The 15,048-nt window shown below is 74.8% G+C and carries 12 protein-coding genes; 8 read left to right on the top strand and 4 right to left on the bottom strand.

Annotated elements, in window-relative coordinates:
• Window positions 1-80: 80 nt before the first annotated feature.
• On the top strand, window positions 81-1,751 hold the full coding sequence (locus OZ948_05640; protein MEB2344203.1) for an ATP-binding protein: 1,671 nt from the start codon (window positions 81-83) through the stop codon (window positions 1,749-1,751).
• Window positions 1,752-1,809: 58 nt separating this feature from the next.
• Window positions 1,810-2,391, top strand: coding sequence for a histidine phosphatase family protein (locus tag OZ948_05635; protein ID MEB2344202.1), 582 nt, complete (start codon window positions 1,810-1,812; stop codon window positions 2,389-2,391).
• Window positions 2,392-2,459: 68 nt separating this feature from the next.
• Here the strand turns inward: OZ948_05635 and OZ948_05630 are convergent, their stop codons facing one another.
• The 3 genes from OZ948_05630 to OZ948_05620 are packed head-to-tail and all read right to left on the bottom strand — an operon-like array spanning window position 2,460 to window position 7,045.
• Window positions 2,460-3,566, bottom strand: a complete 1,107-nt coding sequence (locus tag OZ948_05630) for a deoxyhypusine synthase family protein (GenBank protein MEB2344201.1) — start codon at window positions 3,564-3,566, stop codon at window positions 2,460-2,462.
• Complete coding sequence (locus OZ948_05625) at window positions 3,563-5,662, bottom strand: thioredoxin domain-containing protein (GenBank protein MEB2344200.1); 2,100 nt, start codon at window positions 5,660-5,662, stop codon at window positions 3,563-3,565. Before OZ948_05625 ends, OZ948_05630 begins: the two co-directional genes overlap by 4 nt.
• A gap of 57 nt (window positions 5,663-5,719) precedes the next feature.
• Complete coding sequence (locus OZ948_05620) at window positions 5,720-7,045, bottom strand: AarF/UbiB family protein (protein MEB2344199.1); 1,326 nt, start codon at window positions 7,043-7,045, stop codon at window positions 5,720-5,722.
• Window positions 7,046-7,147: 102 nt separating this feature from the next.
• Between OZ948_05620 and OZ948_05615 the strand changes: the two genes are divergently transcribed.
• The 5 genes from OZ948_05615 to OZ948_05595 all read left to right on the top strand — a co-directional run bounded on the left by OZ948_05615 (window position 7,148) and on the right by OZ948_05595 (window position 13,923).
• Complete coding sequence (locus OZ948_05615; protein MEB2344198.1) at window positions 7,148-8,644, top strand: cellulase family glycosylhydrolase; 1,497 nt, start codon at window positions 7,148-7,150, stop codon at window positions 8,642-8,644.
• A gap of 41 nt (window positions 8,645-8,685) precedes the next feature.
• Complete coding sequence (locus OZ948_05610; GenBank protein ID MEB2344197.1) at window positions 8,686-10,770, top strand: cellulase family glycosylhydrolase; 2,085 nt, start codon at window positions 8,686-8,688, stop codon at window positions 10,768-10,770.
• A gap of 67 nt (window positions 10,771-10,837) precedes the next feature.
• Complete coding sequence (locus OZ948_05605) at window positions 10,838-11,995, top strand: transporter substrate-binding domain-containing protein (protein MEB2344196.1); 1,158 nt, start codon at window positions 10,838-10,840, stop codon at window positions 11,993-11,995.
• Between the two features lie 2 nt (window positions 11,996-11,997).
• A complete protein-coding gene (locus OZ948_05600) occupies window positions 11,998-12,465 on the top strand; it encodes an energy transducer TonB (GenBank protein ID MEB2344195.1) in 468 nt (155 codons plus the stop codon).
• Between the two features lie 18 nt (window positions 12,466-12,483).
• Window positions 12,484-13,923, top strand: a complete 1,440-nt coding sequence (locus OZ948_05595) for an MFS transporter (GenBank protein ID MEB2344194.1) — start codon at window positions 12,484-12,486, stop codon at window positions 13,921-13,923.
• Between the two features lie 100 nt (window positions 13,924-14,023).
• Here the strand turns inward: OZ948_05595 and OZ948_05590 are convergent, their stop codons facing one another.
• The gene (locus tag OZ948_05590; GenBank protein MEB2344193.1) at window positions 14,024-14,623 is read right to left on the bottom strand and encodes a DJ-1/PfpI family protein; all 600 of its coding nucleotides are present in this window, start codon (window positions 14,621-14,623) and stop codon (window positions 14,024-14,026) included.
• A 122-nt stretch (window positions 14,624-14,745) separates the two neighbouring features.
• On the opposite strand from OZ948_05590, the gene OZ948_05585 reads away from it, so the two are divergent.
• On the top strand, window positions 14,746-15,003 hold the full coding sequence (locus OZ948_05585) for a hypothetical protein (GenBank protein MEB2344192.1): 258 nt from the start codon (window positions 14,746-14,748) through the stop codon (window positions 15,001-15,003).
• Window positions 15,004-15,048 lie beyond the last annotated feature (45 nt).

The following is a 15,048-nucleotide window of genomic DNA, read 5'->3' as shown; positions in this document are numbered from 1 at the left end:
GCGGACTCTAGCGCCGGATCCGGGGCGCCGGGGTCCGCGCCGCTCAACAGGGGGATCGGCATGGCCGATGCAGCGACGGGATGCTCTACGACCTCGGCCTCGTCGCGACCGTTGCCATCTGCGGCTGGCTGGCGCTCGACCTGCTGACGGCGACCGGCTCGCGGCGGCGCGCGCTCTGGGTCGTGGTGCTGGCGGTGGCCTGTGGGCTGTTCGCGACGGGCGAGCTGCTGTTCGCGCGGGTGGGCACGGCGGCGGAGCGGCAGCTTGCGTTCCAGGTCCAGTATCTCGGGATCTGCCTGCTGCCGCTGGCCTGGCTGGCGGTTGCGGCGCAGGCGGGGCGGCCGCGCTGGTGGCGCCATGCGTCATGGGTGCTCACTGCGGCGGCCGTGCCGCTCGCCTTCTTCTACTCCTGCCTGTTCTGGGACTCGGGCGGCCTGTTCATCGATCCCGCCTACTCGCCGCCGCGCCGGGGCCCGCTGTTCTGGGCGATGGCGGGCTACGCCTGGCTGCTGATCGTGACGGGCTGGGTCTACTTCGCACGCGCCGCGGTGCGGCTGCGGCGGGCCGAGCCCGCGCGCCTGGCGGTGCTCACCGCTGGGACCCTGACGCCGCTGGTCGGGAACGCGGTGTACCTGGCCGCCAACGCCTGGGGAATCCCGATTGCCGACCCGACGCCGATCTTGCTCGGCTTCGGCGCGTTGATGATCCGGATCGCGGTGGTCGACTCGGGGCTCCTGCTCTACCTGCCGCTCGCGCGCAGCGAGCTGCTCGAGCAGGTCGAGGTCGGGATCGTGGTCGCCGACCTCGAGGGTCGCGTCGTCGATGCCAACTGGGCCGCGCGCCGGCTCACCGGCACGAGCGAGCTGCGCGGGCTCGGCATCGACGAGCTGATCGAGAGCGTGTGCGCCCGCGCCGACGCGGTGATCGAGGTGCGGCGCTTCCCGCTGCGCAGCGCGGTTGCGGTGGTCGGCAGCGCAGCGTTCCTCGCCGATCGCACCGACGCACAGAACGCCGAACGGCGGCTCGCCCTGGCGGCGCGGCTCGAGGCGCTGGGCTTCCTCACCGCGGGGATCGCCCACGAGGTGAACAACCCGCTCGCCTTCATCCGGGCCAACCTCGCGCAGCTCGAGAAGATGACCGCCGAGCTGGCGGCCCCCGGCTTCGGTGGCGGCCTGCCGCCCGAGGTGCGGGTGCTGGCGGCGGAGGGCGCGGAGCTCCTGACCGATACGCAGGAGGGGGTCGACCGGATCGTGCAGCTCGTGGCGCGGCTGCGCAGCTTCGCACGCAGCGAGCCGGAGAGCGAGTCGCGCCCCGCGCTCGTGGACCTGGCGCAGGTGGCGGAGGCGGCCGCGGCGATGGCGGGGGTCGGGCTGCCCGAGGATTCGATCCGTTGCCGGCTCGTGCGGGTGCCGCCGGTGCGTGCGGTCGAGGGCGAGCTGGTGCAGATCGCGCTCAACCTGCTCGTGAATGCAGTGCAGGCGAGCGCGGGCGTGCCCGACGTCGAGGTCGAGGTGGAAGCGGCGGAGCAGGGCGTGGCGCTGCACGTCCGCGACCGCGGCTGCGGCCTCGCGGCCGACGTGCTGCCGCGTGTCTTCGATCCCTTCTTCACGACCAAGCCCCCCGGCGTCGGCACCGGCCTCGGGCTCTCGCTCAGCTACGACCTCGCGCGCCGCAACGACGGCCGCCTCGAAGCCGCCAACCGCCCCTCCGGCGGCGCCGAGTTCACCCTCTGGCTCCCCCGCGCGGAGTAAGAGGGGAGAGTAAGAGGGGACAGTCCCGGCCGAACTGTGTCCCCGCTAAGCTGGGGCGATGGCGCGGCTGATCCTGATCCGGCATGGGGAGAGCGTGGCGAACGCGGAGGGGCGCTTCACGCGCGGGCCGCACGAGCCGCTGTCGCGCCGCGGGCGCGAGGAGGCGCTCGCGCGGGCGCGGCGCATCCAGGCGCGCTTCGACCCGGTGGCGCTCTATGCGAGCCCGTTCGTGCGCGCGCTCGAGACGGCGCGCCTGATCGGGGGCGTGCTCGGGCTCGAACCGATCGCGGTCGAGGAGCTGCGCGAGCAGGACTTCGGCTCGTTGCGTGGCCAGCCCTACGCCTCGCTGCGCGGCGAGCGCCAGACCGACCGCTGGCGCTTCCGCCCCCCGGGCGGCGAGACGCTCGAGGAGGTGTTCACGCGCGTGGGACCGGCCCTCGACGCGATCGCGGAGCGCCATCTCGGTGTCGAGGTGTTGGTCGTGAGCCACGGCGGCGTCATGGCCGCGCTCCAGGGCTGGGCCGCCGGTGCGGCGAGCGGCACCCCGGCGATCGCCGGCAACTGCGGGGGCTACCTGCTCCAGCGCAGCACGCGCGGCTACGCCGGCCCCTTTCCGCTCGGCGACGACGACGACGCCTGACGCGCGCCCGCCCCGCGGCGCCCGCCCCGGGCGACGCGCGCCCGCGCGCGCTCGCGGGCGGCGCCCGGCTACGCGCGCTCGCGGTCGATGCGCTCCATCACCGCCCGCACCACGAGCGGCCAGGCGATGGTGGCGTCGGCGAGCACCTCGGCGAAGCGCCCGCCCTCGTTCTCGGGCACGAACTTGCCCCAGGAGACGCCCTCCGAGTAGGTGCAGCCCGAGAGCCCTCCCCAGTGCGCCGGCTCCGGGCAGATCCGCACGCCGTACTGGAAGCGGCGCACGGGCTCCTCGAGGCCGAGCCGCTTCTCGGAGATCTCGAGATAGGGCCCGACCTGCTGGGCCCAGTTGCGCGGCACGCCGCCGCCGATCGTGAAGATGCCGATGCGCTCCGCCCGCCGGACCCGATCCGTGTAGGCCTCGAGGTCGAGGAACGGGTCGAAGGGGCGGCGCGGGCGGCCCTGCAGCTCACGGCGCCGGTTGTAGACCGCGACGTCGAGGCCGAGCTCGGAGTCCGTGAAGGCCGGGATGAAGACCGGCACGTCGTGCGCGACCGCGCTCTTCAGGACGGCGCGCCCCTCGCTGTGTGCGCCGAGGTAGCGCCCCAGGGCCGCCGTGACGAGATGACTCGACAGGGTGACGCCCTCGGGCAGCCCCTCGAGCACGGCGTTCACGATCTTCTCGGCGTCGTCGAGGTTCTGCTCGAGCTCGAGCGTGTCGTAGACGCGGTTGTAGCCCTTGGCGAAGAGCTCCTCGTCGTCCATCGAGGCGCGATGCTTGAAGTGCAGCATGCCCGCGCCCTCGACGAAGCCGTGGGTCACGAGCGCCCCGGTCGCGATCACCGCCTGCACCCAGCCGCGGTCGATCATCTCGCAGATCACGAGGCCCTGCTTGGCGATCGTCATGGCGCCCGAGAGCGTGAGCACGCGAAAGCAGGCGGGGTCGCGCACCATCGCCTCGAGCACGTCAGCGGCCTCCCCGAGCCGGCGGCCGCCGAAGGCGGTCGCGGCCATGCCGCGCACCAGTGCGTCGACCGAGCCGGCGGCGCCGAGGTCGAGCGCGCGCAGCGGCTCGAGGCCGTCGTCGTGGCCGCCGTGCAGCGCACGCAGCTTGCCGTGCGAGCCGGCGCCGGCGCTGGGGTGCGGCGGGTGCTGCGGCGGGTGCTTCGGATCCGTCATCGGGCAGGGGCCTCCGGCTGGGACGGGGACGGGAGCGGGGTGAGCGCTTCGGGATCGGTGATGGGTAGCGAGCAGCTCGTGCCTCGGCACACCCAGGCGGTGGCGCCGCCCTGCGGCGTGCGCCCGGCGAGCCAGCCCGGGTCGAGGCCCGCGGGCGGCGGCGCCCCGGGCGCCACCGACACCACCGCGTCCTCCGGCGCGAGCACGCGGCGCGCGCGCTCGGCCAGCGCGCGGCACGCGCCGCCGTCGCCGCCGACGACGACGGCCACCGAGACGCCGCGCTCGGCGAGCGCCGCCGCGCGGGCGAGGGTCGGGTAGGCCTCGGGGGCGCGCTCGATCGGGAAGGCGTGCGCGCGCAGGACGCGCTCCACCACCTGCTCCCAGTCGCGGCGGCCGGCGAGCGCGGCCGCGCGCAGGAGGCCGAGCGCCGCCGTGCCGGCCGCGTGCGGCGTGGCACCGTCGGGCTCCGCACGCGGGCGGTGCACGAGGCGCTCGCCGTCGGCCGGCGCCAGGAAGAGCTCCGCCTCGCCGGCGTCCCAGAAGCGGGCGACGAGGTCCTCGGCGAGCGCGAGCGCATGGGCGAGCCAGGGCGGCTCGCCGGTGGCGCGGTAGAGGTCGAGCGTCGCCTCGAGCATCCCCGCCACGTCCTCGAGGAAGCCCAGCACGCGCGCGCGGCCCTCGTCGTAGACGTGGAGCAGCCGCCCGCGCTCGTCGCGCATCTTCGCGAGCACGAAGGCGGCGCCCGCGGCGGCGTCGGCGAGCAGGCCCGCGTCCGAAGGCCGGGCGCCGTCCGGGGACCCGGCTCGGCCCCCGGGCTCGGCGCGCTCGCCGAGCAGGCTCCCGGCCCGCACCAGGCCCGAGATCAGCCAGGCGTTCCACGACGCGACCCGCTTGCGGTCCGTGCCGGGAGGCACGCGTTTCGCACGCGCCACCCTCAAGGCCTCGCGCTCGGCCGCGAAGCGTGCGCGCGGCGCGCGCGCCACGTCGACGAGCTGGCTCGTGCCGTGCTCGAAGTTGCCCGCCTCCGTGACCCCGTAGGCCGCGGCGAAGGTGGCCGCGCGCTCGGTGCCGAGCGCGTCCGCGAGCTGCGCGGGCGTCCAGACGTAGTAGCGGCCCTCCTCGCCCTCGCTGTCGGCATCCTGCGAGGCGAACCAGCCGCCGTCGGGCGCCGCCATCTCGCGGCGCAGCCAGGCGACCGTCTCGCGGATCGGCCAGGCGAGATCGTCGTCGGCACCGCCCGAGCGCCGCCACGCTTCGGCGTAGACCCGCAGGAGCTGGCCCTGGTCGTAGAGCATCTTCTCGAAGTGCGGGACGGTCCAGTTGGCGTCGACGCAGTAGCGGTGGAAGCCGCCGCCCACGTGGTCGAAGAGGCCGCGTCGCGCCATCTCGCGGCAGCTCGCGACGACGTGGCCGAGCGCGGCGCGCGCCGCCTCGGCGGGCAGCACGTCGGCGGCGGCGAGCAGGGCCTCGTGCGAGGTCGGGGTCGGGAACTTCGGCGCGCCGCCGAAGCCACCGTGGTCGGTGTCGGCGCCGGCCAGGAGGCGCGTCGCGGCCTGGCGCAGGCTCGCGACCCCGGGCGGCTCGCTCGCGACCCCCGAAGGCCGCCGCGCCAGCCCCGCCACCGCCTCCGCGGCGCTGCGCTCGATCTCGTCCCTTCGCGCGCGCCAGGCCTCGGCGATCGCCTGGAGCAGCTCGCGAAACGCCGGGAGCCCGTGGCGCCGCTCGGGCGGAAAGTACGTACCCGCGTAGAAGGGCCGTCCCTCCGGCGTGCAGAAGGCGGTCAGCGGCCAGCCGCCGTGCCCGGCGGTGCGGACCAGGAAGTCCATGTAGATGCGGTCGACGTCGGGCCGCTCCTCGCGGTCCACCTTCACGTTCACGAAGAGGCGGTTCATCACCTCGGCCGTCGCCGGGTCCTCGAACGACTCGCGCTCCATCACGTGGCACCAGTGGCAGGCGCTGTAGCCGATCGACACCAGCATCGGGACGTCGCGCGCCGCCGCGGCCGAACGCGCCGGTTCCCCCCACGCGAACCAGTCGACGGGGTTGTGCATGTGCTGGCGGAGATAGGCCGATGTCTCGTCGGCGAGCCGGTTCATCTGCCGAGAGTAGCCGCCGGAGGCGGGGATTCGCGGGGACCGGCGCCTGCCGGGCACCTACCCCGCGTGCTGCGCCCGAGCGGGCGCCGGCACCCCGAGCGCCTCCGCCAGGTACGGCAGCGCCTCGTCCGCCAGCGCCAGCTCGGGGGCCAGCCGCTTGCCGAGGCCCTCGGCGGTGGCGAGGGCCAGGTTCACCATCGTCATGTGGCTGCTGGCCTGGATGCGGTAGCGGCGCAGGATGTCGAGCATGCGGCCGATCTCGAGCGCCAGCTCGACGTTGCCGAGGCCGCGCTTGCGCATGCGCTCGACGTACTCGCGCATCTCGCGCTCGTAGGCGCCGTAGTCGGGCGTCGCCTTGTGCTCGGCGTTGTCGTAGAAGAGCCGCGCGACGGTGGCCCCGTCGCCGGTCGCGAAGGCGAACAGCAGGCGCGCGTTGGTGAGGCGCTCGCGGTCCCCGACCTCACCCACGAGCCCCAGGTCGAAGAGCGTGATCCGGCCGCCCGGGTCGAAGCGCAGGTTCCCGGGATGGAGGTCGGCGTGCACGAAGCCGTGCAGGAAGATCATCCGGCTCACGCAGCGCATGCCGTTCTGCACGATCCGGTGCAGATCCGCCCCGTGCGCCTCGAGCTCCTCCTCGCGCAGCCCCTCGACGAACTCCATCGTGAGCACCTCGTCGGAGCAGGCGTCGGGGTGGAGGTCGGGGAAGTGGATCTCGGGGTCGTCGGCGAAGTTGGCCTGGAAACGGCGGTTGTGGGCGGCCTCGTTCGTGAGGTGGAGCTGGTGCTCGACGGCGTCGCAGAAGGCCTCGACCGCCCCGGCCAGCGAGACCAGCCGCAGCGAGGGCGCGACGCGCTCCCCGAAGCGTGCGGCGACCAGCAGGATCGCGCGGTCGAGACGCACCTTCTCGAGGATGTCGGGGCGGCGCACCTTCACCGCGACGCGCGCGCCGCCCTCCCGCAACACCGCCTCGTGCACCTGCGCCACCGAGGCAGCAGCCACCGGCGCCGGCTCGAAGCGCGCGAAGACCTCGTCGAGCGGGCGGCCGAGGCTGCGCTCGACCGTCTCGCGCACCTGCACGAAGGGGAAGGGCGGCACCTGGTCGCGCAGGCGCGCCAGCTCCTCGACGACCGGCGGCGGCAGGAGGTCACCGCGCGTCGACGCGATCTGACCCACCTTGATGAAGGTGGCGCCGAGCCGCTCGCAGAGCACCACGTGCGCGCGGGCGAAGGCGCGCAGCCAGCCGTCGCGGCCCTCGTGGCGGCAGCGCCAGGCCTCGCGGGCGAACACCGCGAGGGCGACGGTGCTGCCGGCGACGAGCTGCGCGATCCGGACGACGACGCGCAGCGCGTGGCGGAGCCTGGACGGGGCCTCGGGAGCGGACACGGCTGGCCAGCCTAGCAGGAGCGCCGGGGCCGGGCGTCCCACCTCGACACGGTTTCACGCCGTCCCTAGCCTGCTCGTTCCCCGAGACCCGCGGAGGGTTCGATGCGACCCCGGCTCCTGCTCCTCGCCTGCCTGCTGCCCGCCGCGACCGGCATGCACCCGGTCGCCGAGAACCCCCAATTCCTCACCGACGAGCAGGGCCGCGCGCTGATCCTGCACGGCATCAACGTCTCGAGCTCGACGAAGGACGACCCGCTGCGCATGCCGTGGGTGGAGCAGGCGGACGTCCAGCGGCTCGCCGACGACTTCGGCTTCAACTTCGCGCGCTTCCTGCTCCAGTGGGATGCGCTCGAGCCGGTGGAGGGCGCCTACGACGACGTCTACCTCGACTGGGTCGCCGAGCGCATGCAATGGTTCGCGGACGCCGGGATCTACGTCGTCCTCGACATGCACCAGGACGTGTATGGCAAGACGGACAACCTGGGTCGCGGTCCGATCGGCTACAACGGCGCGCCGCCCTGGGCGTTCCTGAGCGACGGACTCCCCTTCGAGCACAACCCTTCGTTCTGGTTCGGCGACTACCTCGACGAGGCCGTGATGCGGGCCTTCGACCACTTCTGGGACCACGCCGGGCATCCGAACCTGCAGGACCGCTACGCGGCGGCCTGGGCGCACGTGGCCGCCCGCTTCCGCGACACCCCGAACGTGCTCGGCTACGACCTGATGAACGAGCCCTGGGCCGGCACCGCCGTGTACGGAGACCTCGCGGCCTGGGACGCCGGCCCCTACCAGGAGTTCCTCGAGCGCTGCATCGCGGCGATCCGCGTCGAGGACGCCGACGGCTGGATCTTCTTCGAGCCGCGCGCGGCCGGCCCGAACGACGGGCAGCGCTCCTGGATCGGCGTGCTCGACGACCCGCGCCCGGGCGACCCCCGTCTCGCCTACTTCCCGCACTACTACGCCCTCGGCCCCGACGTCGCAGGCGTGTACGACCCGGAGACCGACACCAGCATCGAGCGCTGGACCGCGAGCCGGAAGATCGAGATCGACGCCCAGGTGGCGCCGCTCCTGATCGGGGAGTGGGGCACGGGCCGCCACGTCGAGAACTGGCGCCGCTACCTCGAGGACGCCGCGCGCATGGCCGACCACGCGACCAGCGGCTGGGCCTACTGGGAGTACGGGCTCGGGGGCTGGGGCCCGATCGACGGCGACCGCAGCGAGAACGAGACCGCCGACGTGCTCACGCGCGCCTATCCCCAGCGCGTCGCGGGCACCCCGCGCTTCGTGGACTTCGACCCCGCGACGCGCGTCCTGCGCGTCGAGTTCGACGAGAAGGCGGGCGTCACGGGCGCGACCGAGATCTACGTCCCGGCCGAACGCCACTACCCGGAGGGCTTCGAGCTCGTGACGAGCGATCCCGACGGAACCTGGTCGCAGAGCTGGGACGCCGCGCGCGAGGTGCTCTCCTACCTGGCGGACCCGGGGAGCGCGCAGCACGTCGTCGAGATCCACCCGGCGCCCGAGGCGGGTGCGCTGGCGAGTGGGCTCGCGGCGCTCGCGGCGCTCGCCGCCGCTCGACGCCGCGGCGTCTCCGGGTAGGGTCTGTCGTTCCCGCGAGGGCCCCCCTGCCGGAGGACGAGATGCGCCCCCGACTGCTGTTCCTGGCCGCCCTGCTGCTCGCCGCGACCGGCATGCACCCGGTCGCCGAGAACCCCCGGTTCCTCACCGACGAGCAGGGCCGCGCGCTGATCCTGCACGGCATCAACGTCTCGAACTCGACCAAGGACGACCCGCTGCGGCTCCCCTTCGTCGAGCAGGCCGACGTCCAGCGGCTCGCCGACGACTTCGGCTTCAACTTCGTCCGCTTCCTCCTCCAGTGGGATGCGATCGAGCCGGTGGAAGGCGTCTACGACGACGTCTACCTCGGCTGGGTCGCCGAGCGCATGCAGTGGTTCGCGGACGCCGGGATCTACGTCGTCCTCGACATGCACCAGGACGTGTACGGGAAGATCGACCGCGACGGCCGCTACATCGGCCACAACGGAGCGCCGCCCTGGGCGTTCCTGACCGACGGCCTGCCCTTCGAGCCCCAGCCCTCGTGGTTCCTGGACTACCTGCAGCCGGCGATCCTGCGAGCCTTCGACAACTTCTGGGACCACGCCGGGCACCCGGATCTCCAGGACCGCTACGCCGCGGCCTGGGCGCACGTGGCCGCCCGCTTCCGCGACACCCCGAACGTGCTCGGCTACGACCTGATGAACGAGCCGTGGCCGGGCAGCGCCTTCTTCGGCGACATCGCGGGGTGGGAGGGCGGCGCCTACCAGGAGTTCCTCGAGCGCTGCATCGCCGCGATCCGGACGGTGGACAGCGACGGCTGGATCTTCTACGAGCCCCGCTCGGTCGGCGTCAACGCGGGTCAGCCCTCCTACCTCGGCGTGCTGGACGACGTGCGCGCGGGGGAGCCCCGCCTGGCCTACTTCCCGCACTACTACGCGATCGGCCCCGACGTCACCGGCGTCTGGGACCCGGAGACCGACACCAGCCTCGAGGACTGGGCGGCGAACCGGAAGACCGAGATCGACGCCCAGGTGGCGCCGCTCCTGATCGGCGAGTGGGGCACGGGCCGCGGCGTCGTGAACTGGCGCGGGTACCTCGAGGCGGTGGCGCGCATGGCCGACCACACCGCCAGCGGCTGGGCGTTCTGGGACTACTCGCTCGGGGGCTGGGGCCCGATCGACGGCGAGCGCAACGAGACGGAGACCGCCGACGTGCTCACGCGCGCCTATCCCCAGCGCGTCGCGGGCACGCCGCGCTTCGTGGACTTCGACCCCGCGACGCGCGTGCTGCGGGTCGAGTTCGACGAGAAGCCGGGCGTCACGGGCGCGACCGAGATCTACGTCCCGGCCGGGCGTCACTACCCGGAGGGATTCGAGCTCGTGACGAGCGATCCCGGCGGGAGCTGGTCGCAGAGCTGGGACCCCACGCGCGAGCTGCTCTCCTACGTGGCGGACCCGGAGAGCGCCCAGCACGTGGTCGAGATCCGCCCCGTGCCCGAGGCGGGCGCGCTGGCGGGCGGACTCAGCGCGTGCGCGGTGCTCGGCGTCGCGGCAGCGCGGCGGCGGCGACGGAGGATCGGTGCGGCAGCGATCGGTCTCGCGTTCGGCGCTTCGGGGTGCGCGCTCGACGGCCCGGGCTCCGCACCCCCTGGCGCTCCGCCGAAGCGCGTTCGTCCGCCGGCCCACTACGAGGATCACGAAGGCTACGAAGCGCCCGCGCCCCGCAGCGCGATCGACCACGCCTACGACGACGGCTACTCGCGCGGCTGGGGCGACCGCGAGCAGGGCCGCACGCCGGACTACGAGCGCTGGACCGGCGAGTACGACCGCGGCGGCGAGCCGGGCTTCCGCGCGGGCTACGCCGACGGCTACCAGCGCCGCCCGCATCGCTACGGGGAGGCAGGGCCGGACGTGACGCCCGTCGCGCCCGACTGGCTCGTCGGGGAGTTCACGGGCTGGGACGAGCGTGAGCGCGTCGAGGTCGTCCTCCAGGTGCGGCGCGACGGGGGCGTCCGCCTGGTCGGCGGCGGGCGCGCCCAGGAGGGCGTCTACCGCAACGGCCGCCTCGAGCTGCGCAAGGGCGCCTGGCGCGTCGAGCGCACCCGCAGCGGCCTCGTGATCGCCCCCGAGTGGGACCAGTACGGAAGCGTCGCCCTCACACGGCGTTGATGCCAGCCGCGAGGGCCGTCCCCTGGCGCGCGGGCGATCGCTCCGGCTCCTGCTCGCCGCGCTCGGCGTGCTCGCGTGCGCAGGCGAGGCGCCGGCGCCTCCCGCGCCGCCGTCCGAGCCCCCGCGCGCGACCCTGCGGATCGGGACCAGTGGGGACTACCCGCCGTTCTCGTGGCCGGCCGGCGGCGGCTCCAGCGGGGCGCCGCTCGCAGGCTTCGACGTCGAGCTCGCCGAGCGCCTCGCGGCCGATCAGGGGCTCGCGGTCGAGTGGGTGCGCTTCCGCTGGCCGGAGCTCGAGACGCGCCTGGCCGCCGGCGAGATGGACGTCGCGATGAGCGGCGTCACCTGGCGGCCCTGGCGCGCGGTGGTGGGCTGGATGACGCGCGCGGTCGCGGCCGGGGGGCCCTGCGTGGCCGGCGACCTCACACCTCGCCGTGTCGCCGTGAACCGCGGCGGCGTGCTCGAGCGCTTCGCGCGCCGCCGCTTCCCGGACGCCGTGATCCACGCGCTCGACGACAACCGCGCGCTCGGCGCGGCGCTCGCCGAGGGGCGCGCCGACGCCGTCGTCACCGACTCCTTCGAGCGCGCCTGGCTCGGGCTCCCGCCCGCGGCGCCGCTGCGCTGCGAGCCGCCCGCCGACCGCAAGGTGCTCTGGGTGGCGCCGGCGCGCGCTGCCGAGCTGGGCCCGCGCCTCGATGCCTGGCTCGGCGCACACGAGGAGGAGCTGCGCGCGCTGCGGGCGCGCTGGCTGGGCGGCCCGGCGCCGCGCAGCGAGCTCGACCACCTGCTCGACCTCCTCGCCCGCCGGCTCGCGTACATGCCGGCGGTGGCGGCCTGGAAGCAAGCGCGGGGGCTCCCGATCCGCGACCCGGCGCGCGAGCGGGTCGTGCTCGACGCGGCGCGCGCGGCCGCCGCCGCGGCCGGGCTCGACCCCGGGACGGCGGGGCGCCTGTTCGCGCTCCAGATCGAGGTCGCGAAGGCGATCCAGGCGGGCCGGCCGGCGCACGCGCCGGAGGGGCCGGCGCTCGACCTCGCGACCCAGATCCGCCCCGAGCTCGAGCGGCTCGGCGCGCGCATCGTCGGGGCCGCGGCGCGGCTCGTCCCGCTCGACGCGGCGGCGCTCGACGCCGCGGACTGGACGTCCCTGCGCGCGCAGCTCGACGCCGCGGGCTGCGCGCGCCTGCGCGAGGCGCTGCTCGGGCTGCGGCCCGCCGGAGGCGGCTAGCCGTGCCGCGGCGTCGCGCGCGGGCGCTCGCGCCCCTGGCGCTCGCCGCCCTGTCGGTCGTGGCGCCCGCGCCGGCGGGGGCGCGCGACGGCGCGGATCTGCGCGCCGGCGGCGCGCAGCCGGGCGTCCCGCGCTTCCAGGACGCAACCCCAGGCGGCCCGCGCTTCCAGGACGCGCAGCCCGCGGGCCCGAGCGTCGAGGAGCGGCTCGAGGAGATCCGCCGCCGCCTGGCCGCCGTCCTCGAGTATCCCCCCATCGCCCGCCGCCTCGAGCTCGAGGGCACCGCCTGGCTGCGCTTCGAGGTCGACCGCGCCGGGGTGGCCCACGCGGTCGAGCTCGCCCGCTCCTCGGGCCACGACGTCCTCGACCGCGCGGCGCTCCGCACCGTCGGGCGCGCGGGCCCGCTGCCCTGGGTCTACGGGCGCATCGAGGTGCCGGTCCGCTTCGCGCTCGACGATCCCCCTCCCTGAGGTGGTAGAGTGGCGCCGATGGCCGCGCCCCCGAGTCCCGTCCGTGCGCCGCCCGAGGACGAGCGCCCCGGCCGCTACCACGCCTTCCTCTTCGTCCTGCTCTCCACCGCGACGCTCTTCGACGGCTTCGACGCCGCCATGATGACCTTCGCGGCACCCGACGTGCGCAAGACCCTCGGCATCTCGCTCGGCGAGTGGAGCACGATCTACGGGCTGTGCCGGCTCGGCATGATCGCGTCGTTCTTCTTCCTGCTCCAGGCCGACCGCTTCGGCCGCCGTACGATGATGATGCTCACGGTGGTCGGCTTCACGCTGGCCACCGGCATGACCGCGCTCGCCGACGACAAGGTGGAGTTCGCGCTCTGCCAGTTCCTCGCCCGGCTCTTCCTCACCGCCGAGTACGCGCTCGCGATCATCATGGTGGGCGAGGAGTTCCCGACGCGCTGGCGCGGGCGCGCGATCGCGGTGCTCACGAGCTTCGCGACGCTCGGCGTCGTGGTGATGGCGAAGGTGCAGCCCTTCGTGCTGCTCGAGGACGGCGCCGCCGGCAACCTGCTGCACGACAGCGGAGTCGGCGTCGTCGCGTGGCTGCAAGGGCTCGCCGGGCGGCCCGCCGACGGCGCCTCCTGGCGCGTCCTCTACGCACTCGGCGTGCTGCCGCTCGCCGTCGTCTTCGCGCTGCGCCTCGGGATGCGCGAGACGCGCCGCTTCGAGCAGGTGCGCGCCGCGGCGCCGGCGATCTCGTGGCGCCAGCACCTTGCCCACGCGCGCATCCCGTGGCAGCCCCGCTACCGGCGCCGGACCCTGATCGTCGCGCTGCTCTGGAACTGCGTGCACCTGGTGGTCGCACCGGCCGTCGCGTTCTGGATGATCTACGCGCGCGAGCAGCTCGGGATGAGCCCGGCGCGCGCGGGCGACATCGTGTTCTGGGGCTACGCGGTCGGCGTGCTCGGGCACGTGGCCGGCGGTGTCCTGATCGACCGGATCGGCCGCAAGGGGACCTGCGCCGCCTTCTACGTCCTCGGCGCCATCGGGATCACCTTCCTGTTCCAGACCACGACGATCTTCGGCCAGTACGTCTGGCACATCTTCACGGTCTTCTGCTTCCTGGCCGCGATCACCGCCACCCACGTCTACGCCTCGGAGCTCTTCCCGACCGAGATCCGCGCCACCGGCTACGGCTGGACCACGAACCTGTTCGGACGGGTCACCGAGGTGGTCGTGCCGCTGCTGGTCGGCACCTTCATCACGGCGCTCGGGATCTCGTGGTCGGTGACGGTGGTGGCCTTCGGGCCGATCCTCGGTGCGCTGATCGTGCTCAAGTGGGCGCCCGAGACGAAGGGGCTCACGCTCGAGCAGATCGAGGCGGCGCTGGCACCCGGGCCGGCACCGCTCGTGACGGTCGCCGCCCGCCATCCGGCCCCCGTGGCCGGCGGTGCAGGACCCGGCGGCGCGTGACCCGGCTCGACGCGCCAGCCGGGCCCGTCGGGTCCGGCGCCCTGCGCTCGGGCGGTCGCGAGCCGGTCGCGCAGCCCCCGGCGGCTCGGCCTCCGCCACCTCAGGTCTCGGCGGTGTAGGGCGGCGCCGGGTCGTACTGGATGAAGCGCTGCACGGCGCGCGCGTGGGCCGGGCCGTGGAGCTGCCCCACCAGCCAGAGCGCCATGTCGATGCCCGCCGACACGCCGGCCGCCGTGACGAGGCGGCCGTCGCGCACGTAGCGCACCTGCTCGAGCACCTCGATCTCGCCGCGCTCGCGCAGCGCCGGCACGAAGGCCCAGTGCGTGGTGACGCGCTTGCCGCGCGCGAGGCCGGCCTCGTGCAGGAGCAGGGCTCCCGTACACACGCTCGTGACCCAGGCGCAGGGCTCCGCGGCCTTGCGCAGCCAATCGATCAGCGCCGGGTTCGCGACCTCGCGCCGGGTGCCCTGGCCGCCGGGCACGAGCACGATGTCGAGGGGAGGCGCGTCGGCGAAGCGGTGATCGGGCAGCACGCGCAGGCCCTTGGCGGCGCGCACGGGCTCCGCTCGCTCGGCGATCGTGACGACGCGGTCGCCCAGCCCGGGCCCGAAGCTCGCGGCGGCGGCGAGCACCTCCCAGGGGCCCGCGAAGTCGAGCTCCTCGACGTCGGGGAAGAGCAGGATGCCGGTCGTGTTCGCCATGTCGATCCCTCCTCCTGGCTTCGGATGCTGCCATTCCGGCTGGTCCCGCGCCGCGCCGAGGGACCCCGGCTTCCCAGAGTCGTGGCTCAGGCCGCCGGGCCGGCGCGCCGAAGGGACCGGACATGACGATGCCCGCGTGGCTCGGAGCCTCGTTCCTGATCGGCGTCGGCCTGGGCGCGCTCGCCGTGGCGCGCCAGGGCTGGCGCAGGGGCGAGCTGCCGGCGGGATCGCGCGGGCTCTCGGCCTACCGGCCGCGCCGCGACGAGCAGCCCGCTGCCTTCCACTTCTTCCTTGCGCTCTACGTCGCGATGGGCGTCGCGGCCGTGCTCTACGGCCTGGCGATGGCCGCCGGCGCGGTGCCGCCGCTGCCGCTGCGCTAGACGGCCTCCCGGCGCGCCCCGGAGTGGACGCCCCGGGCCCGATCC

This window comes from Deltaproteobacteria bacterium (assembly GCA_035063765.1).
Lineage (GTDB): Bacteria > Myxococcota_A > UBA9160 > UBA9160 > PR03 > CAADGG01.
The sequence above is the reverse complement of the archived record's forward strand: the minus strand, read 5'-3'. Positions and strand labels throughout refer to the sequence as shown.